Genomic DNA, 26,077 nt, shown 5'->3' with positions numbered 1-26,077 from the left:
ATTGACCAAACAGGATCCGGAAAAGATCTTATGCTGAGACCAAGGCGGGTGGTGGCGTTCAAATGTACAGGGCAACTGCGGGACAAGGTTAATGACAGAAGGTAGGAGGCTGAAATGGCAATTCACCGGATAATGGATGAACAACCCATCCCTATTGAAGAAACCGCATTTGCTGATGAAGGTATGCGTGAGAGACAAGACTTGCAACAATCACCGACCACCCGCTTAGCGGGTGGTCGGTGATTTGAATACATTCTTTTTTTCAACCAATTCATCGAACCACGCTTGTTCTACCCATCGATAATTTCCGGCAATCTGCTATCTCCGAGAGCCTGCTCATGTGATGATAATGCTTCCACCCGACCGACCGTGAGAGTGACCGCGCCCCAGTTTTGTTCCACAACGCCCTCCAGCAGATAAGGCCGGTTGTGGTCGATCAAATGACAGAATCGATCGTAGGCATTCGGGAAAAACGTGGTCTCCACAATACCGGTTTCATCTTCAAAAGTTAAAAACTCCATGGGGTCGCCTTTTTTGGTACGCACCACCTTGCCGGTGATCAGCCAGCCGGCAAAGCGCACCCTGCGGCCCAGATAATGGGGCAGCTGCGCGGCCTTGACTGTACGGGCGTTGTCGATGGCTGATGCAAAAAGAACCATGGGATGGCACTCGCACAAAAAAACGAGCACCTTAAATTCCCGGCGCAGGCGCACCAGCTCGTCATCTGGCGGCAGCTCGGGCGGCGCCAAGGTATCCGGCCGGGAGTCGAACAATGTCGGCAAATCCGAATGGGTTTTGCTGTCGGTCTGCCGGCAGGCCAGCTGCCAAAGGAGTTGGCCTCGGGACAGGCCGGGTGCAAGGCTGTCCAGGGCGCCACAATGAATCAGGGCACGGACTTCGTCCACGGTCGGCCGAACCCGGTCGAGAAAGGTGTTCAGGTTGCCAAAGGGTCCCTTCTCCCGTTGGACAACGATGCGGTCCATGGTATCGGCCGTAAGCCCCCTGACGGCCATCAGGCCCACGCGGATCCGGCTGTCCTGGCCGCGCCATCGGATGGGGCTACGCTGGACATCCGGGGGCATGATCGTCACCCCCAATCGGCGTGCTTCGGAGACGTAGGCGAAGGTGCTGTAAAAGCCCCCCTGATTACTGATCACCGCAGCCATGAACTCGGCCGGGAAATGAGCCTTGAGGTATACGGCCTGGAACGAAACCCGGGCATAGGATGCGCTGTGGGGCTTGCAAAACGAGTATCCCGAAAAACTCATCATCATGGACCAGACCGCCTCGATCCTGTCATCGGCAACGCCATTTGCCCGGGCACCCGCGACAAAGCGCTCCCGGTAATCCGCCAGCCGATGCAGGCGGTCCTTCTTGGACATCACCTTGCGCAGGCCGTCGGCTTCGGCATCGCTGAACCCGGCCAGGGCCATGGCGGTCCTGGAGACATCCTCCTGATAAACCATGATCCCGAAAGTTTCTTCCAGCACATCGTTCAGCAAGGGATGGATGGGGGACCAGGGGTCACCGTGAAGGCGGCGCAGATACTCCTGGATGCATTCGTTGGCCGCCGGCCGGATGATGCTGGAGTGGATCACCAGGTGCTCGAAATCGCCCACGGCCGCCTTTTGCTGAAGCAGCCGCATGGCCGGGCTTTCGATATAAAAACAGCCCATGGTATGCCCCTGGGCCAGGGTCTCCTGGGTATCCGCGTCATCCTCGGGTTCCCAGCGGTCTTCTTCCAGGATTCTGCCGTTCGCATGGACATTGTGGATCGCATCGCGGATAACCCCCAGGCTTCGGTTTCCCAGAAGATCGATTTTTACCAGGCCGGCATCCTCCACGGCATCCTTCTCCCACTGCACGATGGGCACCCCTTTGGCTGCCCGCTGCACCGGCACGTAATGGTCGATGGGATCTGGCGTGATGACGATTCCGCCTGGATGAACCGACAAATAGCGCGGTATGCCGATCAGCCGTTGCGCCAGGGATAAGATCCGCGACCAGGGGTGGACGAAATCCAGGGCCTTGGCTTCGGGCCGCTGTTTCAGATCGGCCAGCAGGTCGGCTTTGGCCGAAGTCAGCCGCCAGAACCCGGGCAGCCGCTTGGTGACCTTGCCGATTTCCGAGTCGGTCAGCCCGAAGACCTTGGCCGTCTCGCGCACCGCCATGCGGGGCTGGAACAGAATATGGCTGGAGACCATGGCGGCCCGCGGACCGAAGCGGTCCAGCACCCCCTGGATGAGGGCATCGCGTTCGTCCCAGGCAAAATCCACATCGATATCCGGCGGGTCCTGGCGCCCTGGATTGAGAAAACGGCCGAAGTAAAGGTTGTGCTTCACGGGACAGACATTGGTGATGCCCAGGCAGTAGGCCACCAGGGAGGCGGCCCCGGACCCCCGCCCGCAGGTGCGCGGGCTGTGCTTGACGATATCGCGTACCAGCAGAAAATAGCTGCAAAAGTTCATTGCCTGGATAATGCCCAGTTCATGTTCCAGGCGCTCCACCACCGGTTCTGAAAGATCCCTGCCGTAACGCCGCCGGGCACCCGCGTAAGCCACTTCCCGCAAGGCGACTTCCGGGGAACGGCCCCGGCGATCCGACCATGGCGGCATCACAGTGCCGAAAGCAGGGCCGGAAAAGGTGATCTGTTCGGCCACGACGAAGGTATTGGCAATGGCTTCCGGGCAAATGGCGAAGCGCCGGACATAGTCTTCCGGGCCGGCCAGCCAGGCGTCAGCCGGGGCCATGTCCCGTGAGTTCAGCCGTTCCAGGCTGGTGTTGTTGTCGATGGCGCGCAACAGGCGATGCAGGGCATGGTCCTGGGGATGCAGGAAGAACGCGCCCGGCGTGGCCACCAGGGGGCATCCCAGGGCCTGGGCCGTTTGACGCAGGGGATGGCCGGCCGGCAGGGGCGATCGCGGCATGGCCGCCACCACCCGCACACCAGCGGCGTGCCAGTGTTTCAAAAGATCCACATTGGAAGTCAGAACCATCATCCCTGCCGCCAATGCAGGAAGACCGGTTGCCAGGTCGAAATCCGGTTGCAGGTGCCGCTGGGTGAGCAGTTGGCACAAATGCCGGTAGCCGGTTGCATCGGCCACCAGGCAGACTGCCCGCCGGCCGCTTTTGGGGTCGGTGATCTCGGCACCCACAATGGGCGTGATTCCTTCCCGTCGGCATGCGGTGAGAAAGGGCCACAGACCGTACAGATTGTCCGTATCGGTCAACGCCAGGCGATCATAGCCCAATCGGTGAGCGTGCCGGCAGAGCTGTTGGACCGATGCCGTGCCCCACATCAGTGAGTAATTGGAGCGGAGGGTCAAGGGAATCATTGTGTCAGGCGCAAAGGCGGGCCATCCGTACGGCCTGATCGCCGAACCGGCCCCGGATCCTGTCCATGACGGCGACAATCTTTTCCCGGCGGTCATCCAGGCGGCGCACGTCCTCAAACAGGGACATCTGGGCTGGCGGATAGGCCAGGCGGTCGCAGACCAGGCGCAGGTGCCGGATACGCACCCGGCGCTGCCAGCCCGTTCGCAGAGCACGGCAGGCAACGGGAAACAGGGCCAGATCATTGGCCGTGGGTGGTTTGACAGCCGCTTGACGGATGCATCGCTTGCCGTCGCTGTAGTCCACGAAAACGCTGATTCGTCGGGCCACCCGGCCTTGCCGGCGCAGGTTGCGGCCGGCCTGCTCCACCAGGGCGTAGAGCACGCCATGGACCTGTTCGGGTAAATAGCTGTCCGTGCCGAAGGTGTGGTCCTGAATCACTGTCGGCGGCCGGCTGCCCACCGGGTGAACTTCAGTGGTATCGATGCCATGCAAAATTTTGTACAAAGAGTCGGCCTGGTTGCCAAGACTTCGTTGCAGATGGGGTAGACCCAGCGCCGTGACCTGGCCGACACGGGTCAGGTTGAACTCCTGCAGCCGGATCACATCACGGCTGTCGATGCCCGGAATCAGCCAAAGGGGCAGCGGCGCCAACAAGGCTTCCTCGTCTCCCGAGGCAACGATGTACTCGCCCAGGGGTTTGACCAGACGCGAGGCCACCTTGGCCACCAGTTTGTTGGTCGCCAGAGACCAGATGGGGTTCAAGCCAAGGGACTTTCGGGCTTGGCGCCATATCCGCCAGGCCACATCCACGGGCGGTCCGAAAATGCGGCTGGTGCCGGAAACATCCACAAACAGGTGGCCGTCATCCTCGCCGGGCTCGATCAGGGGAGAATACGGCATGGCCTGACGCAAGAGGTCGGCCATGGCTTGTTCGTAACGTGCCGTATGGGGCGGCAGGATGCAGGCATCCCGGCACAAGCGGGAGGCCCGCTCCAGGGGCATTGCCTTGCGCACCCCGGCTTGAAAGGCCTCTTCGCTCATGTCGTACACCGTGGCCCGGGCGGCCCTTTCGGGAGCGATGATCACCGGTCGGTCCCGCAGGCTTAAGTCCGCCAGCCGTTCCACGGCCACCGCAAAGTCGGCCACGTTGATGTGGATGATGGATCGTTCCATGATCGCTCATTGGCCTGATGGCTTCATCGAAAAGCCCCGGTTTTCCAGTTGCGCCACCAGGATCTGCGCATTGCGGGGTGCCTGGACACGGACATGGTTATTGAAGAAAATAGCACCGGTACGGGCCGTTGCAGCCATCTTGGGGATGGTGGACGAACTCCAGTGCTCAAGCTCGGCCGGGCTGTAGTCGTAGTCGAACTGCTTTTGCATGTTGCCCGACCGCCATCCCCGGGTATTGCGGCCATGAAAGCGGATATAGATCAGATCGGGGTTGGTGACGACATCCAGGCTCGGAAACAGATAGCCCAGATCCGGCACATCCACGGTCACCAAGGTCACCCGTCGGTCTTTGAATCCTTTGAAAACCCGTTCGTCGGCCCAGGACCGATGGCGGAACTCCACGGCCACCGGCAGTCCCACCAGGGCATCCAGCAGGTGGCTCAAATAGAGCCGGTGATCGGGAACCCAGTCAAAAGCGGGCGGCAGTTGAATCAATATCGCCAGCAACCGATCAATGTTTTCCAGGAGCTGTTCGCTTGGCGCTTGTTCCGGGATGGGGTTCCCACAAGGCGCTGTTAGAGCCTCGTTGCAGCCCCACCACCTTGCCCTGTATCAATACTTCGTCGAAACCATAGCGCAGCACTGGATAGGCCGGGTTCTCAGGATGGAGTTCGATATGGTCGGCGTGCAGGAAAAAGCGCTTTACCGTGGCTTCTTCGTTGTGCACCAGGGCCACCACGATTTCACCGTTTTCAGCATACTGCCGGGGTTGGCAGATGGTCAGATCCCCGTCTAAAATACCTACATCGCGCATGGAATCACCGCGCACCCGCAATACGAAGAGATTGTCGCCGGTGAATACGGCACCGTCCACCACCACGGTACCATCCCATGCCTGTTGGGCGTACATGGGCAGGCCGGCAGTGATTTGGCCGATGATGGGAAGCTCTCGCCATCGGTGAACACCGGCGGTTTCCTGGTCGCGATTGAGCAAATAGACTGTGCGGCTGTAACGACCTTCCCGTTTGATGTACCCCTTGTTCTCCAGGGATTTAAGCCTTTGGACAACAGCCGTATGACTGATCCCCAGGTCGGTAGCCGCCTGGCGCAGGCTGGGAATCTGACCCTGGGTATCGATGGTGCGCCTCAGATAATCCAGGAGCGTCTGTTGCTTGGGTGTCGGTGGTGTTTGCACAGTGCGGGCCTCCAATATCGCAAGGTGACTTTGTCCTTTGTGTCATTATTGTTCAGGATAATGTTAATGTCAATGTAAATGTTGTGCGAAACATATACAACGTCTTGGTGCGCCACTTTGGATGATGAATCGGCACGTCATTAAAGTACCGTCCATCCTAACTCACTGGATGCAAGGATAATAATTGAGCGTGGACGATCTGGACGATGGTTTGACGACTTTTAGATCACACGCATAAAAGTCAGCGTTTGCATTATCATCGCCACGAAAGCTGGCGCTTCAAGCAAGCCCTTGACGGTATCACGCCACAGCAGGTATCTTTATCGACAATCCCCCCCCCCTTTTGAATTTCCAGAATACAATCACCAGGAGCGCCAAACACATGAACAAGCTTGAACTGATCCAAGCATTAAGGCGATTGGCGGAAAAGAATATACCAGAATGCGCAGGATTTTCATTCGTATTCAAGGCGGGAAAGGAACTAAAAGAGCGGGTGGATCGGTGAGGGGGTGAAATTGAAATTCGGAAATTGGTCCCCAGATATCGACATAAGCGCATACAGGTTTGCTGCGGAAGCCCACTGGAATAGTAAAAAACAGCAGCTCGTGCCCGGAACGGACATACCATACCTGATGCATTTCACTTGGGTCGCCATGGAGGTTATGGCGGCGCTGGAGAAAGAATCGAATTTGGATGGCAACCTCGCAAGGATCAGACAACAGCCGAGAGAAATTTGGATGGTCAAAATGGCAGACCGGATTACCAATCTTCAACGGCCTCCCAAGAATTGGAAGCCAGATAAGATAAACCGTTACCGTGAAGAAGCCATTATCATCCATGATCGTCTCAAAGAGGGTAGCGAATACCTTGCGGGCAGGTTACTGAAAAAGGTCAATGATTATCCTGAAAGATATCAGGAGGAAAATTGATTTGAGATACCCTGTTCACCAATTTATTCACACTCACAGCGAGGTAGACCATGGACAATAAACACACGGATGACTCGATCCTGAAAACGGTTCGTGGCTTCATGGCCAGCCGCGTAATCATCAGCGCGGCCGAGATAGACCTTTTTACCCTTCTTGCGCGCCAATCCCACACGGCGGACGAAGTTGCCTACACGACCGGCGCCGACTTGCGCGGAATCACGATTTTGCTCGATGCTCTGTGTGCCCTGGGATTCATGGTGAAAACCAATGGCACCTACCGAACCGAGTCGTCCGCCGCCACGCTGCTGTCCGCAGACGCACCGCCGTCGGTTCGGCCCATGGTGCTTCATATGGGCTCCGTCTGGCGCAACTGGTCTAAACTCAATAATATCGTGTTGGGAAAAGCTGTTCCCGATTTGGAAAAAGGTATCCTGGATAAGGAAAATTTCGAGGCTTTCATTGGGGCTATGCACGTGGTCGCGTCGAGGGCCGCACCGGATGTCGTGGCGGTCGTGAACCCTGGCGGAGCCAGCCGGCTGTTGGATGTCGGCGGCGGTTCCGGATCCTATATACTAGCTTTCCTCGATGCACAGCCGGCCATGCGGGCGACCCTGTTCGATAAGCCGGAGGTAATCAAGATGGCTAGAGCTCGGGTGGAGGCCGCCGGGATGACGGACCGTGTCACCTTGGTGGTCGGCGATTTCTACAAAGATGAACTTCCAACAGGACACGATCTGGCTCTGTTGTCGGCTATTATTCACCAGAACAGTCCCGCAGAGAACGAGGAATTGTATTGTAAGATCCATCGTGCCTTGGATGGTGGTGGCCGCATCGTAATCCGAGATCACGTCATGTCACCGGATCATACGCAACCCTTAGAAGGCGCCCTGTTTGCGGTAAACATGCTGGCCGGCACCAAAGGCGGCGGCACCTATACATTCCAAGAAATCGAGGCCGGACTCGCGGCAGCCGGATTTACAAAAATCAAACAGCTTCAGGATAAGCGCATGTTTTCTCTGGTGGAAGGCTATAAAGCCTAACTTTTTCAAAGGATAGAAGGAAAAGCGGACTGACAGACAGTTTTAGATGGTTGGTATCCTGGATAATGAAAACGGCCTCTTTAATATTGGCAACCCTGGGGATTACCGAACATGATTGCCTGTGCTTTTTTATTGTATCTGTAATCGGGCCAATGCTTTGACAAGGTATTGCTATCTGCCGTTTTTGGCCGGCCGAAATTCTACAGGATTGATTCGATAATCTGTCGCTTTCAAGGCGATCATTTCCTTGGGATAAACTTTTCAAATCTTTACGGTTGGCCATTCCGTCCAAAATAAGTGGGCAGGGTTTATCACAATTTTTCGGATTTTACCTGTCGATGCCATTTACGGTGAATTTGAAGCACAGCTATAGTGTAGCTTTGGTCGATCAATCTGTATGAAATCATCGCTTTATAAATTGCAGATTATTAAAAATTTGCTCAGGTAAAAAGCCATTACAGATAAATCAAATTCCCTTCACTCAATTTGTCGTTCAGCTATGCAGAATAGGAAGTTGTATCTTCAATTTGTCGGATGGCAGATACTGGTATTTTCTCTGTGTTTTTAACTTACATTTGTACGTCTTTAGAATAGTTCTCAAATTAACTTTATGTCTCTATTTTAAGTCTATAAGCTTTGCATTTTGAATTAATTTAGAACCTTCTTCTTCCTGCAACAACTCCATATTTACAGCCAAACCTGGCCATAAATAGATATAGACTTCATTAGATGAAATACACTCAAATTCTAATGAGCTTTGTGCGGTACCTAAAAATAATTGTCGTGGATATTTTACCGACGCAATATGTGTTCCAGAATCAACTTTAAAAGTTACATAATTACCACTAGCGAGTGCAACAATATCTTGATGATCAATACCAAAGGTATAAATCAATGCGCCCCCATAAATTGTCGACTTTCTAATGACAAAAACATCACATGCAGTTGTTTGGCTTTTAACTTTAGGTAGAGTGCTCAATTGTCCTTGTGTAGCACATCCAATTGTAGCAATTATGAACAAAAAAATTATTAGTATTTTTTTCATTTTAATATCCATTTATTGTTAACAGTTTTTAGTCTATAAACTGATTACATCAAAGTCCAGCTATCCAAAATAAACAGGAATTCAGAATCGATCTTTGATAATTCAACTGCTTAGTAGTCCAAACTGATGCTTTTAAAACAGGTTCCCATTTTCAATTAGTGCTGTCAAAGGCCTTTTGAGGTTTTGAAAACGTGCATAAAAATTTATTTTCGATCTCGGGAAATCCTCTACAATAGTAAATTCTGTCATGGCGATCTCCTTCCTGCTGGGTATGGGGCAAGATAACATGGGGGTATGACAGATACGGTTACAGCAAATATCAATGGAGTTTTATAAATAAACAATATTTGTTTATTAAAAGCTTAATAATAATTCAACTATTTGATTGGCAGATTTATTGATAAGTTTTTCCAAATCATTCTCGATAAGTCCATTTTGTGTTTTGTAATCATTTAAAGTGTGATTGGTATCGTATGTTACTGTTTGATTTTCATTCCAGATCAACTTGTTTTTACGCAAGTCTGTCATAGCTATATGAAAATCAATAAAAGGAATAATGATATATGATTCCGATTGCTTTCTTCGAGATCCCCAATTCATTATTTCAATATATAAAATAGCATCATAATCGTTTCTATTATAGGCAGCATCAACATAGTTTACAATATCAAAAAATTGAGCTTTCTGTAGTGTCTCGGATAGCTGAATGGCAAAATTTTTACGTGCTGATGACAAGATTTCTTCTGATTTTATTTCATCTACAACATCATCATCAATTTTATTTCGATATGCCGTGTCGACAATTGCACCTATAGGACCGGTAACAAGAATTATTATTGACGACTCAGATTCAATTGCATCAATATGGGAGAAATCAGGATTTCCTTCAACTCTCACAACAAGAGATTCTATCGTTTTTAAATTATGATGATTTGGTTTCACATAGGATGTTGTCATGCTACTGCAACTGGTTAAATTAACAATTATAATAATAAAGACAATATAAAATCGTCTATCACACATATTCGATCCCCTTATTTGTTTTTTATTCTTCCTATTGATCGCAGGAAAGCAGGAAATATGGGGTTCGGAAACAAATTGACCTGTCTTTCTTGAACGCTCGTAGTTGATGAGTTAGAATGGTTAGACCCATTTCATTGTCTACCGTGGACGTCTATTGGTATATTTGAACTATTAAAGAAAGTTAAATTGAGGATAATTTCAAATCGTTTTTCACGCTTTTTCGCTTTATGTCAATGTGTTGGATTGATCACACCCTTGATTAAGTTTATAGATGTTGATGTCGGTTTTTCCATGCCATTCTTTTCATTGTTTTTATCAGAAAGATCATGATTCTGGACTCATAATTGTGCGCATTTGATTGCCTCTTTGGTAAAACGTTTAGTTCATTGTACCATTCAGGAACGTTTTGAACCCATTGTATTGATGAATGATCAATGTTTTTCGTGAATAGTGTTAAGATAAAATAATGGACATGCAAAAAACATGCTATCCATCCACCTATCAAAAATTACGATTTAAAAAAGAGTTATTACTTATGATTATCGGAAAGGCTTCCAATATGTAAGGTATCAAGGTGTAACAACATGATACGCATATAAGATTATATTTATGATTTGGTTGTAAGGGTTTTACACATGGCGCACTAATTTCGAATCAAAAACCTGAAGAATGGAATATGGTATACAAATCTTTATGAAATCATCGCTTTGGGTATAGTTTTACAGTTGGGGGTATTGAAATTATGCGATTAGATAAACAAAACCCAATGCTTTCGGTTATTGAAAATCGTCGCCAAAGAGGCCCATACCAGTACAGATACATCAAATTCCCTTTGACCTGTTTCTCGTTCCGCTTTGTAGATTATACAATCGTATCTGTAATTGGGCCGGACGCCAGATACCGGAGAATAATCAAACGCTTACTAGGAGTTGTGCTTAGTACAGGGTATATCAATAAAATAAAGTCCTTAGAAACTGGAGATATCTCCATGTAATCTGCAAACCGTTTTCCAATTGCCCCACCCTATCCTTCTATCCATCTCGCTCTGATTCCACAACAATTGGCTTCTATACCTGAGTTCTCGACGGATACATCTATCGATACCATGGGAACATCGATCGAATCGCTTGAACGTGATGGTGTCGAGGGGCTGATTGATGAAGACGATCCTGAAAGGATTTTACTCGGCAAGGAATTGTTGGAGGCGGCGGTCAATCATTTCGGCAAAAGCGACCTGGCCGTGATACTCGGATTGAAAGAAACGCGGGCGGAGGCAAAACGATTGGGGATCAGATATGATACCTACCGAAAGCGGTTGCAACGGAAAATAGATATATATCGTCCTGAAAAACCACTTTTGGGACAAATTATTTTCAACAAATTGAAAAAGTTGCATTTTTTTCGTTTTTCTTGAAAAAAGCTGTATTGGCCGGCCAGAAATGGAGCCAAAACCGACCGGATCGGATCAACTTTCTGCCACAACTGGCAATCAATCCAACGCCCTTTTCAGGAATGCCGAGATGTCATTCCAGTAGACATCCCAGTCCGGCGGACCATCGCTATGCCCGAAATCGTAGAGAAGAAGTTCAGCCCGGGGAATACGCTTCTTCATCTCCAAGGCATGGCTGACCGGAACGACGTCGTCCCGCGTGCCATGAATAATCAGGATCGGCCCCGGGTAATCCATAAGCGCACTGAGCGTGTCGTACCTGTCCACCAACAGTAAATCCGGTGCCCCATGGGCCATCGCCTTGATTGAGATGAAGGTCGATTCTACGATGATACCTGCCGGTTGCCGTCTCCGGGATAGCTCGCTCAATACGCTCCCACCCAACGAGCGACCATGGAATACGACCTTTTGGGGATCCACAAAAGGCAGCGATACCAGGAGATCGTAAAAGGCCTGAAAATCGGAAGCGACACGTTCTTGGCTGGGTGAGCCCGCACTGCGACCGTATCCCCGGTACTCGCCCAACAAGACCGTATACCCCAACCGTTGATATCCGTTGGCACGTTCTCGGCAAAAGTCGATCAGCTCGCGGTTACCATGTGCCATCAACACCGCTGGCCCCGGTTTGGTAGCCTCGACGCCATCGGCCCTGAAAAGCCAGCCTTCAACATCGCCTTGGTCGGTTTGCAGCCATAATCTTTCGAATTCCACGGTGCCATCAGGAAAAGTGGGTATTGATTGGATCTTATGCTGCCGAAATACCAATCGGCGGACCGGGTGTGCGCAGGAAACGAAATGACAAAGACAGATGACCATCGTGGAAAATACCCAAATTGCGATGAGGCGGTGCGTCTTCATGTAGATTATTTTCCTGAAAATGATCGTGTGCCATCTCCTTAACAGACGGGCAAACAGCGTCAAGAGTGGATGCTATCAGATCACAGCACCCAATGTAACGAAAAAAATTCCATTCCTGCCCCCTGTGAAAATGTAATCTCGATGAACCCATACTGGGGCATGGATATTGTCCAGAACGCCGTAAAATCGTCTCTCAGGGCGATTTCGATTTCGGCAGCGCATACAAACCCGCAAATGAAAACCGTAAGGGAGGTGAAAGAAAAGTACGGTGCACGGGTTTAGCAACAACCACCCAATGGATTGTGAATCCAATGACCCAGAAAATAAGAAGACAAATCAAATGGCTATAGTGTTTAAGATAATGTTTTTGGCAAGGCCAGAGGGAGGAAGCTGTATAAGTCATACCGCGACGACCGATAACGCAGCCCAAAAACATTATCTTGAATACTATACAAACGGATGTGACCAAACAGCACTTTCGCAGATCCAAAACGAAGGTGCCTTTCTTTTTGAAAAGATGCAGACTTGAAAGCGGCTGCCAAACAACAGGAAAAATACCTTCAAAAATTTACGGGCACAATCGCCGATTTTCCACAAAAAAAGGGAGTCAGCTGATGTTAGCTAACTCCCTGATTGGTTCATGGTGCCGGAGCTCGGAATCGAACCGAGACGACCTCGCGGTCGGTGGATTTTGAGTCCACTGCGTCTACCAATTTCACCACTCCGGCGTGGGTGTGGTTATATAAGAGAAACCCGGAAGATTGTCAATCCATTTACGCTAAAGTTGCTTGAGAATATCGTTGACCACGCGCCAGGGCACCGCCCCCTCACGGACCACCCGGACCGGCCAGCAGGTCACATCCACGATTGTGGAGCCCGGCCCACCGGAAAGTTTACCGGCATCCAGGATCAGGTCTGCCGCCCGGCGGATGCCCGGATCAAGGGCCGCTACGCTGGACGCTGGCGGTCGCCCCGAAATATTGGCACTGGTACCGGTGATGGGTCCTCCAAAGCCTTTGGCCAGCGCCCGGGCCACCGGGTGAAGCGGCAACCGGAGGCCGATCTTTCCCGTTCCGCCGGTCAGCGCTACGGGCACCGCTCCGGCAGCGGAGAAAACAAAGGTAATTCCACCTGGCCACAGGGTCAGCAGTGGCCGGGCGTAATCAGGAACCTCACGCACCAGCCAATTCATATCGTGAATGTGGGAAAGAAGCACCAGCACCGGTTTATCCGCCGGCCGCCGCTTCATCGCAAACACCCGCTGCACCGATTGCTCAGACAGGGCATCGGCACCCAGTCCGTAGAGTCCGGAGGTGGGAAAGACGATTACGCCGCCTCGCTTCAGCCGTTCAACGGCCAATTGGATGCAACCGGAATCGGAATGCGCCGGATCGATCCGATACCGGTTACCGGTAGGCTTTGAGTCTGTCGGCCTTTTTCTCAACCTCTACCGCCATCTCCTTCTTGAATGCGGCCAGCTCCGCAGCCAGGTCATCATTGGATACCGCCATGATCTGAACGGCCAGAATGGCCGCATTCTTGGCGCCCGGTTTCCCGATCGACACTGTGGCCACAGGGATTCCCGGGGGCATCTGCACGGTGGAGAGCAGCGCGTCGAAGCCCTGCAGGCAGGAAGAGTCGATGGGCACACCGATGACCGGCAGAGTCGTATGCGCCGCCAGAACACCGGCCAGATGGGCCGCATGGCCGGCACCGGCGATGATCACCTGGAGGCCGCGCGCCTTGGCCGAGGCCGCGTATTCGGCCGCGCGTGCCGGGCTGCGATGGGCCGACGCAACCGTCATCTCGATGGGGATACCGAATTTCTTGAAGATGCCCAGTGCACCCTCCATGACCGCAAGGTCGGAATCGCTGCCCATGACGATCCCCACACAGGGTTTGGTCTGCATGCGCAAAAGGGCCTTCTTGCCGATATCGCTGCGGTAATGGACGTTGCTCCAACTGATCTTGGCCACGGCCTGGTAAGCTTTCTTAATGGCCAGTTCCACCGTATTACCAAGGGCCGTCACGCCCAGAACCCGGCCTCCGCTGGAAAGGATCTTCTTGCCGTCCAGTTGGGTACCGGCATGAAAAACCACCACATCGCGCATGCGGTTGGCATTGTCGATCCCGCTGATCTCCAGGCCCTTCTTGTATTTTTCCGGATACCCACCGGCAGCCATGACCACGCAGACCGATGCCCGCGGATCGATCTCAAGCCGGCAGGTGTCGAGCCGCTCGTCGATGATGGCCTCCATCACCGGAATGATGTCATTTTGCATGCGCACCAGCAGCGGCTGGGCTTCCGGGTCTCCGAAACGGCCATTGAACTCCAGAACCTTGATCGTGTCCCGTTGAATCATCAAGCCCGCGTAAAGCACCCCTTTGTAAGGGCACCCCTCGGCAGCCATGCCGTTGACCATGGGAATCATCACTTCGTTCATGATCCGCTGGTGAAGGTACTGGTCCACCACGGGCGCCGGTGAATAGGCCCCCATGCCGCCGGTGTTGAGGCCTTTGTCGTCATCGAACACCGGTTTGTGATCCTGGGAGGAGGGCAATGGCAAAACGGTCTTGCCATCGGTAAAGGCCAGGAATGACGACTCTTCCCCGACCAGGCACTCTTCCACCACCACCTGGGTGCCGGCATCACCGAACTGGCGGTCGACCATGATCTGTCTGAGGGCATCCAGGGCCATTTTCTCGGTGCTGCAGACGATCACCCCTTTCCCGGCAGCCAGGCCGTCGGCCTTGACCACCAGCGGGGCGCCGATCTTTTTGACATACGCCTGGGCCTGGGCGAAACGGGTAAAGGTCTGCCCCTTGGCGGTGGGGATGCCGTATTTCTGCATGATCGCCTTGGCAAAAGACTTGCTGGATTCAATGCGTGCCGCGCGCTGGCTGGCACCAAAAATGCGCAGCCCCGCTGCTTCAAACTGATCAACAATCCCTCCCGCCAGCGGATCCTCGGGTCCGACAACGGTAAGGTCAATCCCTTTATCACGGGCAAAGTCCAGCAGTTTGTCGATTTCGGCGGCACCGATCGGAACACAGTCGGCCAGACGGGCAATACCGGCATTTCCCGGGGCGCAGAAGATCTTTTTCACGCGGGGGCTCTGGGCAATTTTCCAAACTAAGGCGTGCTCTCTTCCTCCGCCGCCGACAACCAACACGTTCATAGGCTTCCTCCCTCCTTGTAAGGCCAGCGGACGGACCGCGGGCGTTCGAATATAAGGATCGGGGATGAAATGAATTGGACGTAATTGCGCCGGGCTTGTGTTCATCTTCAAGGCGCATCAACGGTTGCATACCAGGAGTATGTGGCCGTTGATGCAACACGGAAGACGGGCGCAAGAACAAGCAATTTTGTTCAATTAATAAAATTCCCGATCCTAAGCTATCCCCGGGTGGTCTTGCGACGCCGCGCACGGATTCCCAGTTCGATGAGCCGATCCAGCAATTGCCCGAAGGTCATGCCGGCGGCGCTGGCCGATTGCGGGAAAAGGCTGGTAGCGGTCATTCCGGGAATCGTATTTGTTTCCAGTACATGGTATTCTCCGTCCCTGAGAATCATGTCCGTCCGGCTGTACCCCTGGCAGTGAAGGGCCTTGTGAGCGGTAATGGCGCATGACTGGGCCTTGCGGGTCAATTTTTCATCCAGGTGTGCCGGGCAGATTTCCTGGCTGGCGCCGGCCTCGTATTTCGCCGCGTAATCGAAAAACTCATGATCCTTACCGGGAATGATTTCGATGAGTGGCAGCGCTTCCACAGCCTCGTTTCCCAGCACCCCGCAGGTGATCTCGCGTCCCTCGATGTATGCCTCCAGCATGGCGGTGGATCCGAATTCCAGCGCCTTGTCCACAGCCTCAGGCAAATCGGCGGCACGTCTCACAATGGTCATCCCCACACTCGACCCGGTTTCCACCGGTTTGACCACCAGGGGCAATCCAAGGCGATCGATAAGGGTGTCGCCATCGACCGATTCGCCACGTCGCACCACAGCGTATGGCGCCACCGTCAACCCGGCAATCTCGTATAATTGCTTGGAGAGCAGCTTGTTCATGGCCACCGCACTGCCCAGCACACCGGCTCCCTGGTAGGGGATATCCAGAAGATCCAGCAGACCTTGCACGGTTCCATCTTCGCCGTAAGGGCCATGGAGGATAATCAGCGCACAGTCGATCCGCTCGGCATCGGCAACCAGCCGAGGAATGTCCGACCGGGGATCATAGGTCAAGACGGTATATTTTTCTTTATCCAGTGCTTCGTAAACCTGCTTGCCGCTGTTCAGCGAAACCTCCCGTTCGGATGAAATCCCACCGAAAATCAAGGCGATATTTTTTTTCTGCATCTCTTCGATCCTTTCGCCAAGGTTGGCCGCCGTTGAGCCAAACGCAGGCCAACTGACCGGTTTGGCGGATTCTTCGAATCCCCAAGCACCATCCAGACCATGCAGCCGCCTACGCTGCCCGAACGGACACTGAAGTACCGGCGCATCTGAAAGCAGTGACAGGCCTGCGGTTGCCATCATGAAAACAGGTTCATACGCACGTCGGACAAAGAAACCGGCAACCGTAGCTTATTGATTCAACAGGCGCCGCTTGGCCTGATCAAACTCTTCAACGGTAATAAGGTCTTTTTCCAGCAGTCGGGCCAGTTCCGCCAGCTGCGAGACCTCCCGACTGCGGGAAGTTTCCGGATCTTCAAGGCGGGGAATGTCTATTGCCGTGTCATGGCCAATGGCCGGGGGTTGAGACGGTTGGCCCAACTTGACGGTGGCCATTCCACCCAGCAGACTCACCTCCACGGATCGCCCGCTGAACATGGGATTTTTCAACATCTCACGAAGGGATTTGCCTTCCGCCCGCATGCGCCGAACCAGAAAAAAAGCCGATATGCCGACGATAGCAATTCCGCCGAGAACAATCCAAAGCATGTAATTGACCATGCCCCGGAAAAACAGAACCAGAATCGCCATTCCGGCAATCAACAGCACATGCAGTGCAAGAATAAAGTAGGCGAGCATGACGCTTTTCACCAGCCCGTCGCCTTCTTTTTTTTTTCCAAACATGCTTACACCCGATTAAGCGTTGTCACTCTCGATGCGTTCGACGACGTCCACATAGTAGCGTTGCGGAATATCAAACTCCGCGCTGGCGCCTCGCGTGGCATTGAGTTTCATGATCAGGTAATTGAGTTTTTTGATGGTACGGTGTTTTTTCACCGTGTCGGTCATACCGGACAGAAGCTCTTCGGTTGTCCGGATCTCCTTGCGCAACTGAACCTCCGGAGGCAGACAATCGGCATTTTTGAGGACCTTATGGGCCAGGCGCAAGTCTTCAGGAATATGCGGGTCATTTTCCAGTTGCAACGGCTGGCCGCTGCCGGGCAGATCCTCGAACGCGCCTTCGTCTTGTGCCTTTTTAATTCTAGATTCGATGATTTTTTCAAAACCGGGAAACATCGCGTCGCCCTCGCTTGGTATGTGCAATCCGTGTTGGCCATCCAGCCCCTGACAATAACTGGCGACGACTATATTATACCGGCCAGACGGATTTCAAGGGCTAATGTGCCGGCCAGGACGCAAGCTTGACGGATTCGTAAAAAGACCGATATCGTCGTTACGCGTATCCTTCGTCACTGCGGAGTACGCTCAGTACGCTGCCTACGGCACCCGCGATAGCGGTATTCTCAGGATTCGCAAGCCTTGATCTCGGGCTTTTTACGAAACCATCAAGATTAGGGGGCGAACAGGCGCCCTTTCAGGCCGTCCATGTACTGAAGCGCTTTTTCCACTGAGTGTTGCAGGGTATCCGGGTCCAGGGAAACCATGGACCGGCTGCGCGGATCCAGCTCCGGCGGCGCATACCCGCCACTCCCGGCAAGTCCGGCCTGGATGACCAGGATGTCCGCGTAATGGATAATGTGGGCCAGCTGGTGGTCGCCTGCGGATGCAGGCTGATGGTGGTGTCGAATGGCAAAAGAGATGGCCCGGGGAAGGGACCAGTTGTCACAAAGAATCGAGGCGATGACCGCGTGGTCAAACCCGAGCAGGTCACGTTCGGCGTCCTGAATGCACTTTCCGGGGTGCGTCTCAAGATAATGATCGAACAGAACCTTACGCTCGCGGACATATGGATCCAGAATGATTTTGCCCACATCATGCAGCAGGCCGGCCATATATGCAGTTTCGACGGCCTCGGAGGACATGGCGCCAGCGATCTCACTGGCCGTTACCGCCACGGCAATAGAGTGCCGCCACATGTCACCGGATTTGAGATTATACCCTCTCATGGCACTGCCCAGAACGCTTCCGGCACTGATGGCGGTAATCAATTCGGCCAGTCGCCGGGTGCCAAGCAGGGAGGATGCATGCTGGACGGTCGAAACTTTTCCGCGAAAGCCGAAGAATGCAGAATTGGCCAGCTTGAGGATGTCGGTTACCATGGCCGCGTCGGTCTCGATCACCTTGGCCAGCTGAGCAGGGCTGGTTGCCGGCGACCGGAGCATCTGCTGCACCTTAAGCATCACCGCCGGCATGGCCGGCAGCGAGGTCGTATTGGAGACGATCTTGCGGATCAGATCCCGACCGGTCGCAAGCTCTGATTCGGCTGCCCCTGCGGCGGGCACTCTGAACGGTCCCGGTGTTTCCGCAGGCGACCCACCGTTGCCGGTGCCTCGGTAGCGGGTCAATTCCCGGTTGGCCATATCCAATCGGGTGACCAGTTTCATGATAATCTGATCTTTGAATTTTTCCCGAATCGGCGCGGGAAATTTCTCAAACATCAGTCGATCCAGCTTTAGCGCGATCACCGGTTCCCTGGCAATGACCTGGGCCGTACGTCGGGTTTCGGTTAAAAAGGCCATCTCGCCCAGAACCTCACCGGCTTTCAGGATGGCAAGGACGGCGTCCCCGGTTCCCTCAGCAACTGCAACGCTGCCGCTGAGAATAATCAGAAGGCTCTGGTCACTGCTTCCTTTACGAATCACCACGGTTCCGGGATCGTAAACCTGGAAGTGTGAATCCTCGGAGGCAACTTGTCGTTTTTCGTCCGCGGTAAAGGAGTTAAAAAAACCGAGTCGGTTAATGATCGACAGTTTCTCTACAAGTGAGCTCCCCATTCGTTCCTAACCCTTGACAACCTGCTGGACATCTCATTCCGTTCAGGCTTTATGGCACTGTTGCTGGCAAGACCAAAGGAAAATTCGGGCATGCACGTGGAAAAATCCATACCGCTGCTGCAAATACGATCCGGTCCATCGTCATGTCAACGGCAATCACCTTTTATAGACTTCAAGAAAATGTTTTTGGGCTGCGTTATCGGTCGTCGCAGTATTATTATACAGCTTCCTCCCTCAGGCCTTGCCAAAAACATTTTCTTAAACCCTATAGACAGAGGGTGTTTTTGCCCATGTGATCGTATTATCGACCGGTTATCTCATCTCATGAACACCGGACCGGAGCAATAGGAAAAAACAGCCACCATCCATCAATGGCAATTCTATCCCTCGACAAGAAACGGTTCCTGATATAGAATATCTCCCAACCCGGCAAAAGGAAACGACTGATCTCCATATACCACATTGTGCTAAAGGAAACCACCATTGAGCCGATATCGCCCTTAATGTACGAAACCCGATTTCCGGACAACATTGCAATGCAAACGGTCCGGAACCAAAAAGGAGGTGGAGATGGATCAGAAACTGGGGAATCGAAGATGGCGCCGTTTTCAAGCGCAGAATCTGACCATTTCCATCAATGGAAAATCTTACCGGATTTTTAACATCAATGAGTATGGTGTGGGGTTTCTGATTGATACCCCGGAAGAGATCGAACTGAACACCGAAATCCAACCCATGACGGTCAACGGCACCACCCCCATCCAAGTGGCCGGAATCCCCCGACACGTCTCCCAGCTTGTCTCAGAGGACCAACGTCTCTTTTTCCAACCGGGATGGGTCTGCGGCACAGAATTTACCACCCAGCACGACCGTGACGGCGGAAAACTGATCGCAGAGTTCATCGCCGAAAACATCGAGCGCGAGGCTGAAGAGAACGAATCGTAACCGCTCCACCGGGTCGGAAAAAGAGTAGCCGCCCATCACATCACCGACGAACACCCATGCGACGGGTCCATAGGGTCCCTTTTGAATCAGGCACCATCAGGTTCGGGTCACCGAAAAGGCGGCCTGGATGTGGGAAACAATCTGATCGATCCACACACACTCCCGATCGTTGAACCCTTTGCCGTTTAAGCGACCGGTAAAACACAGACCGATCGCTTGCTTGTTCACCACAATCGGTACCATATAGGCAGCCTGGAAAGGCATCCGACCGAAAAGGGCATACGGCAGACCCAGCCCGACGCCTCCCTTCTGCCATTCGGTCGGGGATTGTACCTTCATGCACCGGACAATGGCGGCGTCGGTGTTGGTCATGGCCACGGAAAATTCCTGTGCATTCAAGTGTAATGAACTGCCCACATAAAACCGTCCCAGCAGTTGCTGTTTGTCCTGACTCAAGAACGCCATAAAAATCTCACTGCCCGGCAGGCAGCGAAACAAGGCTTCCTGGGAAAGCATCAATAACGGGTTGAGTTCTCCGCCCCGTTTGCGGCATAACGCCAATTCGGTAAGGAAATGACCGATCAACGCCTCCGGGGTATCGGCTGGCGATTCAGCATCCAACGTCGTGCCGAAATCCAGGTGGGTGACCACCGCCATGGGGTTGGCCTTGCCCCACTCCAGAAGGTTGACCATGATCTCCACATCTTCGGCACCAAGACTGAAAAAGTGCTTGATGTTGCGATCATTTTCAAACGTTTGCCGAATCGTTTCGGAAACGGAGAATTTCGGACGGTCAAGAAGCTTACGGATCCTTTTCTCGGTCTTTCTCAGGACATCTTTGCCAGCCGGCCGGTCTCCGAACAGCATGGCCGCCAACCCAGCCGCTTCTCCCACCAGCATGGTCAACGGTTCATCCGACACCTTGCCCTGATTGATCACCCGTTCCACATCCTCAGGAAGATGGTAGATCGCCAGCACGGCGTCACAGATGTCGTCGTAGCGAACCTGGAAAACGTCCAAGCAGGCCTGGTTAAGCGTCATTCCACGCTCATTGATCCGCGATTGCATGTCGAGGAAATGCTGGGGAAAGGTGTTGGCCAGACTCAAGCCGGGCAGCCGGTAAAGCAGGCCGGCAATGAAAATCTCTTCGGGGCTGGCGTGTCCGTATACCTCGGCCAACGACATGGCCAGGGTGCCTGAAAAATAGGATGTGGCATACAGCTTCAACAGGTTCCGCGCCTGCAGGGTTTCCATGGTATGCCGGAAAAGACCGAGCCCCAGGGAAAGCAGATAGACTTTTTCGAAACCAATGTAGGTCACTGCCGATGAGATGGTTTTAATGGGAAATCGTGGTGCGTAATAACTGGAATTGACCGCGGCCAGGAGATTGCTGGCCAGTCCGCAGTCACGCATGATGACTGCCGCCAGGTCGGGGGCGCTGGATTCGCTGTTTTTGGCAAGCCTCGATATTTCAAGTACCGTATCATTCAATGCGGGCAGGTTTCCCTTACTGCGCATCTCTTCTATCAGGTTATCCAAAGCGGTCTCTGATTTCATTATTGACAGGTCCTCCATGGCATGTTTCAGGATATTCCATTGCAGCCGCCGACTGGCGGTTTGACCTGCCGGCATGGGAACGATTGTATGAGTTCTCTGTATGATGCATATTGAATATCGGCAGTAACGGGTGAAATTAAACCCAATGTTGCATATTATTTAAAGTTCAAGGCCAGCCATGAATCCCTGATAAACCGCCGCGGGCATATCGCCGGGCTGCCGGCAGTCGCCGATGGTGTGAACTGGAATGCCGTGACCATTGAGTGCGGTCTCCAATTCCGGATCGGCCACATCCCCGGTGCAAAGCACCACAAAATCGGCATGGATCCACGTCTCCTCGCCCTTGATATCGACCCTGACCCCATTGGTTCTGATCTCACGCGCCCGGGCCTCGGCAAGCATCCGTGCGCCTTTGGCACCGAGCTGCAGCAACAGCGGCATGCGTGTAATCATCGGCATGTCCTGACCGAGCGCCTCGCCCATTTCCACGACGGTAACCCGTTTTCTCATCTCCAGCAGATAGTGGGCTGTCTCCAGACCGACCAGCCCGCCGCCGACAATCACCGCAGAATCGCCTTCGGGCACGCCGGTGTTGAGAATTTCCGCCACCGTTTTCACAAATCCGTTACCTGTCACCGCAAATTCGGGAATATGCGGCCGGGCGCCGGTGGCCACCACCACCACATCCGGATGTTCCTCCAGTACCGCATCCACATCGGCGGCGCGGTTCAAGACAATCCGTACCCCTTGATTCGCCGCCTGGCGATGGAGAAACGCCTTGAATTCATCCAGCTCGGTTTTTCCCGGAGGCGTAGCGGCAATCCTCAGGCGCCCTCCCAGATCCGCGTGCCGTTCCCAGAGCTCCACCTGATGGCCCCGCTGGGAAGCCACAATAGATGCCTCCAGACCGGCCGGACCGCCTCCCAGGACCAGAACCCGTTTTGCCCGCTTTGCACCCACCGGGCGGATACGGGCCGTTTTCTCCCGGCCGAGCATGGGATTGACCAGGCAACTGATCGGCTGCCCCTTCTCGATATTGCCCACACAGCCCTGGCAACAAGAAACACAGGGACGGATGTCGTCCCAGCGCCCCTGCCGGGCCTTGTTGGGCCATTGGGGGTCTGCCAGCAGGGCACGGCCCAAAGCGATCATGTCGGCACGGTCCTCCTGAAGCACCCTTTCGGCAAAATCCACATGCCGAATCTTGTTGACCGTGATCACGGGAATGGAGACGGCCTGTTTGATATTTTCGGCCAGATGGACGATGCACCCTTCCGGCATCCCCATGGTGGCCTCTGCCGGAATGAAGTCCTTGTCCCAAAGGATGCTGCCAAACCCCACGGACACATGCAGGGCGGCAACACCGTTTGATTCAAGTGCCTTGGCGATGAAGCAAAGCTCATCGACCGTATTGCCCTCTTCCGGCTCCTGGCCGTTTATGCGGCAGACGATGGGGTAGCCGGTGCCGACTTCGCTTCTGATCCGCCGAATAATCTTCAGAACGATTTTCAGTCGGCCCTCCAAATTCCCGCCATAGGCATCTTTGCGTTTGTTGGCCCAGGGCGAAAGGAATTGTCCGAGCAGATACATGTGGGCGCAATGCAGCCCGATCATATCGAAGCCCGCCTCAACCGCCCTCCGGGCCGCCTGACCGAAGGCCTCGATGATGTCATCGATCTCACCGGTACTGAGCGGCCGGGGGACCACATGCCCCGGCGAAGGATGGGCCAGGGGCGACGGGGCCACCGGCATCCGGCCACCGGTACGGTCCAGGCGCATGGTGCGTGGCGACAGATGGCCCGCCCGGCGTCCGGCATGGGAGAGCTGGAGCATCGCCCTGGCACCCTCTTTTTTAATGGCCTTGCTCAGCTGCGTGAGCCCCGGGATGCACCGATCATGATCCACGGCCAGCGGGTTATCGGTGTTGTTTCCCAGCGGATAGTCCACAATCCCGTCTTCAATCGTTATCAGCCCGACGCCGCCCTTTGCCCGGGCCGTGTAAAAATGAACCATGCGCTCGGTCACGATCCCTTTCCGGGCGTAATGGCTGGTCATCGGGGCCATAACGATTCGGTTCTTAACCGGCATGCCGCCAATCTCGATGGGTTCAAACAGCTTCACATTCGCCTCCCCCCGTAATCAATTAGGATGGGTTTTGTTTTTGCCGTTGTGCAATCGGATGTCTTATAAGATTTTATATCTTATCATATATCATATATAACTGCCAACAGCATATTGACGTTTTCTGTTTTGCGGGTCAGGAACGAATAACTGATGGCAATGCCGACATTTTTTCCGCTTTATCCTGGGCAGAAAATGTCTATTGGTGCCATCGAAGCGTTTGCCAATTTTGGTTGTATCGCAACCGGCATCCTGCAAATCATCGCCTTGAACTTTCATGAAACGATCTGGAAAAAATATGCGAGGTGGCTGCGGACCGTTACCGCTACCGTTCCTTCCGAAGAGGTTGTCAAGTCGGTCATCCAGCAAGCAGCAATTGTAATTATGCGGTTCAGGTTTGTATCAGTTAAGCAAGACGCTACACAATACATAATATCTTCTAAAAACCTCTCACGGTAGGAACGTCGGTTACCCAGCGCCAGCGTAGACCCGGTCAGTGTCCAGCGCCATGTTGGGCGCTGGACTTATTCGTATCAAGGTGGTTCAAAGGCAGTGGTTTTATATTATTCAATGCATCAGATTCAGATTTCATTGCGAAATAAAGATCCCACCTGAGTTGAATATTCATCCAAAAATCAGCCGAAACCCCAAAAACCTTAGCAAGCCTTAAAGCCGTGCTGGGCGTAATACCACGCCTGCCATTGATTATTTCATTAATCCGTTGATAAGGAACGTTGATGGCGTTAGCTAAATTACGCTGGGTTATGCCCATTGGCTTTAAAAATTCTTCCAGCAGCATTTCCCCAGGGTGGGTCGGTGTCCTATGTGTAGGTATTCGTATCATTGTACCCTCATATAATTTTAGACAATATGGTTGAACGTTAACCAAGACGGCAATAAAAAGGCCTGCCAAACCTTGAAAACGTGGGTTATAGTGAGCGGTCCGTAAAAAACCTAACTACAGAGCCAAAATCAAGGAGGCAGGCCATGAACAAGATAGTAAAGTATGTTGGTTTAGATGTCCACAAAGATTCGATTACCATTGCTATCGCCGATGAAGGACGTGACGGAAACGTTCGAGTGTATGGAAAAATCAGCAACGACCTGGGGCAGATTGATAACGTCATGCGAAAACTGATTTCACAAAACGCCGAATTGCATTGTGTTTACGAAGCAGGTCCGTGCGGATATCCGATCTATAGGCATTTAACAAGCAAGGGGATCGATTGCGTTGTCGTTGCTCCAGCGTTGATCCCCAAAAAAACAGGTGATCGGGTTAAGAATGATCGCCGTGATGCAACCCACCTGGCGACGCTCCACCGTTCCGGAGAACTGACGCCGGTGTATGTCCCCGATCAGGCCGATGAAGCGCTTCGTGACCTGGTACGTGCACGAAAAGACATCCAAATATCGCTCCGCAAAGTCAAACAACAGATCAATGCCTTTTTATTGCGACAAGGAATCAGTTATCCAGGTAAAAGCAAATGGGGTAAAGCTCATTTAAATTGGCTGGCGGAGCTGAAAATGCAGCATCCTGCCCAGCATATTGCCCTTACCGAATACCTGGACGCCATGGAAGACCATGAGGCCCGCGTTAAGCGCATCGAAAAAGCGATTGAGCAATGTTGCCAAACCAGTCGACTGCTTCCGGTTATCGAGGCTCTGCAAGCGCTCAGGGGGATTTCTTTGCTCAGCGCGGTGACCGTCGTCGCTGAACTGGGGGATCTGAGCCGTTTCGATACGCCGGCACAGCTGATGGCCTATTTGGGTCTGATCCCATCGGAGCATTCAAGCGGTGGCACCATCAAAAAAGGCCCCATTACCAAAACCGGCAATACCCATGCCCGCAGGACGTTGATCGAATCGGCTCAGGCCTATCGTATGCCGGCCCGGAAAAGTAAGGCGATCCGTAAACGCCAGGAAGGCTTGCCGGACGATGTTTTGGATATTGCCTGGAATGCACAGCTACGACTATGCCACCGCTACCGCAGGTTGATTGCAAAGGGCAAAAACCATAACGTGGTCATCACCGCGATTGCACGCGAGTTGGCCGGTTTCATCTGGGCCATTGCCCGGGCTGTTCCAATCGTGGCCGCTGAAAGATGATTTGTTATAGCGTGGAAACCCAGGCCTATCAAGGCCAAGCCCTAAAGGGTGCTCCCTAAGGTCGCAGCCTTGACAGCCCTGACTTTCCACGCTGGGTGGGAATTAGCGACGGCGAGAGAAGCGCGACTGTTGCTCCGGCTCAAGAAGCTGGATAAGTACTTCTCTATAATCGATGAT

24 protein-coding genes and 1 tRNA gene are annotated in these 26,077 nt (G+C 53.1%); 8 read left to right on the top strand and 17 right to left on the bottom strand.

The genetic code is table 11. The features are described 5' to 3' along the window. Positions 1 to 114: 114 nt before the first annotated feature. Positions 115 to 243, top strand: a complete 129-nt coding sequence (locus GN112_RS35005; protein ID WP_269434963.1) for a hypothetical protein — start codon at positions 115 to 117, stop codon at positions 241 to 243. Between the two features lie 47 nt (positions 244 to 290). On the opposite strand, the gene GN112_RS32115 is transcribed toward GN112_RS35005, so the two are convergent. From GN112_RS32115 to lexA, 4 genes are read right to left on the bottom strand one after another with little or no spacing between them, the layout of a single operon-like run. Next, positions 291 to 3,335 carry a DNA polymerase III subunit alpha gene (locus tag GN112_RS32115; protein ID WP_155313847.1) on the bottom strand — a complete coding sequence of 1,015 codons (3,045 nt, stop codon included), beginning with the start codon at positions 3,333 to 3,335 and terminating at the stop codon, positions 291 to 293. Between the two features lie 4 nt (positions 3,336 to 3,339). Continuing rightward, positions 3,340 to 4,509 (bottom strand): DNA polymerase Y family protein, encoded by a 1,170-nt coding sequence (locus tag GN112_RS32110; protein ID WP_155313846.1) that lies wholly within the window; start codon positions 4,507 to 4,509, stop codon positions 3,340 to 3,342. 6 nt (positions 4,510 to 4,515) lie between these two features. Continuing rightward, positions 4,516 to 5,016 (bottom strand): DUF72 domain-containing protein, encoded by a 501-nt coding sequence (locus GN112_RS32105; protein ID WP_231717196.1) that lies wholly within the window; start codon positions 5,014 to 5,016, stop codon positions 4,516 to 4,518. 4 nt (positions 5,017 to 5,020) lie between these two features. Next, positions 5,021 to 5,704: a transcriptional repressor LexA gene (gene lexA / locus GN112_RS32100; RefSeq protein ID WP_155313844.1), complete on the bottom strand. Its 684-nt coding sequence runs from the start codon at positions 5,702 to 5,704 to the stop codon at positions 5,021 to 5,023. A gap of 382 nt (positions 5,705 to 6,086) precedes the next feature. Between lexA and GN112_RS35000 the strand changes: the two genes are divergently transcribed. Genes GN112_RS35000 through GN112_RS32090 form a run of 3 tightly spaced genes read left to right on the top strand, consistent with a single transcriptional unit; the run spans position 6,087 to position 7,673 of the window. Next, on the top strand, positions 6,087 to 6,209 hold the full coding sequence (locus GN112_RS35000; RefSeq protein ID WP_269434962.1) for a hypothetical protein: 123 nt from the start codon (positions 6,087 to 6,089) through the stop codon (positions 6,207 to 6,209). Between the two features lie 4 nt (positions 6,210 to 6,213). Further along, on the top strand, positions 6,214 to 6,633 hold the full coding sequence (locus tag GN112_RS32095; protein ID WP_155313843.1) for a hypothetical protein: 420 nt from the start codon (positions 6,214 to 6,216) through the stop codon (positions 6,631 to 6,633). A gap of 50 nt (positions 6,634 to 6,683) precedes the next feature. Further along, positions 6,684 to 7,673 carry a methyltransferase gene (locus tag GN112_RS32090; RefSeq protein ID WP_155313842.1) on the top strand — a complete coding sequence of 330 codons (990 nt, stop codon included), beginning with the start codon at positions 6,684 to 6,686 and terminating at the stop codon, positions 7,671 to 7,673. A gap of 616 nt (positions 7,674 to 8,289) precedes the next feature. Here GN112_RS32090 and GN112_RS32085 read toward each other — a convergent pair. Further along, the gene (locus GN112_RS32085) at positions 8,290 to 8,718 is read right to left on the bottom strand and encodes a hypothetical protein (protein WP_155313841.1); all 429 of its coding nucleotides are present in this window, start codon (positions 8,716 to 8,718) and stop codon (positions 8,290 to 8,292) included. 354 nt (positions 8,719 to 9,072) lie between these two features. Continuing rightward, on the bottom strand, positions 9,073 to 9,675 hold the full coding sequence (locus GN112_RS32080; RefSeq protein ID WP_231717195.1) for a hypothetical protein: 603 nt from the start codon (positions 9,673 to 9,675) through the stop codon (positions 9,073 to 9,075). A gap of 1,171 nt (positions 9,676 to 10,846) precedes the next feature. Here GN112_RS32080 and GN112_RS32075 point away from each other — a divergent pair. Further along, entirely contained in the window at positions 10,847 to 11,155 is a 309-nt protein-coding gene (locus GN112_RS32075) for a hypothetical protein (protein WP_155313839.1), read from the top strand. Positions 11,156 to 11,230: 75 nt separating this feature from the next. Here GN112_RS32075 and GN112_RS32070 read toward each other — a convergent pair whose 3' ends face one another. The 8 genes from GN112_RS32070 to GN112_RS32035 all read right to left on the bottom strand — a co-directional run bounded on the left by GN112_RS32070 (position 11,231) and on the right by GN112_RS32035 (position 19,171). Then, positions 11,231 to 11,902 carry an alpha/beta hydrolase gene (locus GN112_RS32070; RefSeq protein ID WP_162459216.1) on the bottom strand — a complete coding sequence of 224 codons (672 nt, stop codon included), beginning with the start codon at positions 11,900 to 11,902 and terminating at the stop codon, positions 11,231 to 11,233. 788 nt (positions 11,903 to 12,690) lie between these two features. Next, positions 12,691 to 12,777, bottom strand: a tRNA-Leu gene (locus GN112_RS32065). A 50-nt stretch (positions 12,778 to 12,827) separates the two neighbouring features. After that, positions 12,828 to 13,493, bottom strand: coding sequence for an L-threonylcarbamoyladenylate synthase (locus GN112_RS32060; RefSeq protein WP_269434961.1), 666 nt, complete (start codon positions 13,491 to 13,493; stop codon positions 12,828 to 12,830). Continuing rightward, positions 13,456 to 15,228: a phosphoribosylamine--glycine ligase gene (purD, locus tag GN112_RS32055; protein WP_155313837.1), complete on the bottom strand. Its 1,773-nt coding sequence runs from the start codon at positions 15,226 to 15,228 to the stop codon at positions 13,456 to 13,458. Before purD ends, GN112_RS32060 begins: the two co-directional genes overlap by 38 nt. A 218-nt stretch (positions 15,229 to 15,446) precedes the next feature. Further along, positions 15,447 to 16,580, bottom strand: coding sequence for a D-alanine--D-alanine ligase family protein (locus tag GN112_RS32050; protein ID WP_331457555.1), 1,134 nt, complete (start codon positions 16,578 to 16,580; stop codon positions 15,447 to 15,449). 48 nt (positions 16,581 to 16,628) lie between these two features. Continuing rightward, on the bottom strand, positions 16,629 to 17,120 hold the full coding sequence (locus GN112_RS32045) for an SHOCT domain-containing protein (RefSeq protein ID WP_155313836.1): 492 nt from the start codon (positions 17,118 to 17,120) through the stop codon (positions 16,629 to 16,631). Positions 17,121 to 17,132: 12 nt separating this feature from the next. Beyond that, positions 17,133 to 17,513 (bottom strand): DnaJ family domain-containing protein, encoded by a 381-nt coding sequence (locus GN112_RS32040; RefSeq protein ID WP_155314477.1) that lies wholly within the window; start codon positions 17,511 to 17,513, stop codon positions 17,133 to 17,135. A gap of 275 nt (positions 17,514 to 17,788) precedes the next feature. Continuing rightward, positions 17,789 to 19,171: an HDOD domain-containing protein gene (locus GN112_RS32035; protein ID WP_155313835.1), complete on the bottom strand. Its 1,383-nt coding sequence runs from the start codon at positions 19,169 to 19,171 to the stop codon at positions 17,789 to 17,791. Positions 19,172 to 19,741: 570 nt separating this feature from the next. Between GN112_RS32035 and GN112_RS32030 the strand changes: the two genes are divergently transcribed. Continuing rightward, positions 19,742 to 20,116 (top strand): hypothetical protein, encoded by a 375-nt coding sequence (locus tag GN112_RS32030; RefSeq protein ID WP_155313834.1) that lies wholly within the window; start codon positions 19,742 to 19,744, stop codon positions 20,114 to 20,116. A gap of 96 nt (positions 20,117 to 20,212) precedes the next feature. Here the strand turns inward: GN112_RS32030 and GN112_RS32025 are convergent, their stop codons facing one another. Further along, entirely contained in the window at positions 20,213 to 21,673 is a 1,461-nt protein-coding gene (locus GN112_RS32025; RefSeq protein WP_162459215.1) for an HDOD domain-containing protein, read from the bottom strand. 159 nt (positions 21,674 to 21,832) lie between these two features. Continuing rightward, on the bottom strand, positions 21,833 to 23,794 hold the full coding sequence (locus GN112_RS32020) for an oxidoreductase (protein ID WP_155313832.1): 1,962 nt from the start codon (positions 23,792 to 23,794) through the stop codon (positions 21,833 to 21,835). Positions 23,795 to 23,947: 153 nt separating this feature from the next. Between GN112_RS32020 and GN112_RS32015 the strand changes: the two genes are divergently transcribed. Then, on the top strand, positions 23,948 to 24,253 hold the full coding sequence (locus tag GN112_RS32015; RefSeq protein ID WP_155313831.1) for a hypothetical protein: 306 nt from the start codon (positions 23,948 to 23,950) through the stop codon (positions 24,251 to 24,253). A 34-nt stretch (positions 24,254 to 24,287) separates the two neighbouring features. On the opposite strand, the gene GN112_RS32010 is transcribed toward GN112_RS32015, so the two are convergent. Beyond that, positions 24,288 to 24,638 carry a HigA family addiction module antitoxin gene (locus GN112_RS32010; RefSeq protein ID WP_155313830.1) on the bottom strand — a complete coding sequence of 117 codons (351 nt, stop codon included), beginning with the start codon at positions 24,636 to 24,638 and terminating at the stop codon, positions 24,288 to 24,290. Between the two features lie 143 nt (positions 24,639 to 24,781). Here GN112_RS32010 and GN112_RS32005 point away from each other — a divergent pair, with 143 nt between their 5' ends. Next, complete coding sequence (locus tag GN112_RS32005; protein WP_155309156.1) at positions 24,782 to 25,900, top strand: IS110 family RNA-guided transposase; 1,119 nt, start codon at positions 24,782 to 24,784, stop codon at positions 25,898 to 25,900. The last annotated feature ends 177 nt before the right edge of the window (positions 25,901 to 26,077 follow it).

It is taken from the genome of Desulfosarcina ovata subsp. ovata, from assembly GCF_009689005.1.
GTDB lineage: Bacteria > Desulfobacterota > Desulfobacteria > Desulfobacterales > Desulfosarcinaceae > Desulfosarcina > Desulfosarcina ovata.
The sequence above is the reverse complement of the archived record's forward strand: the minus strand, read 5'-3'. Positions and strand labels throughout refer to the sequence as shown.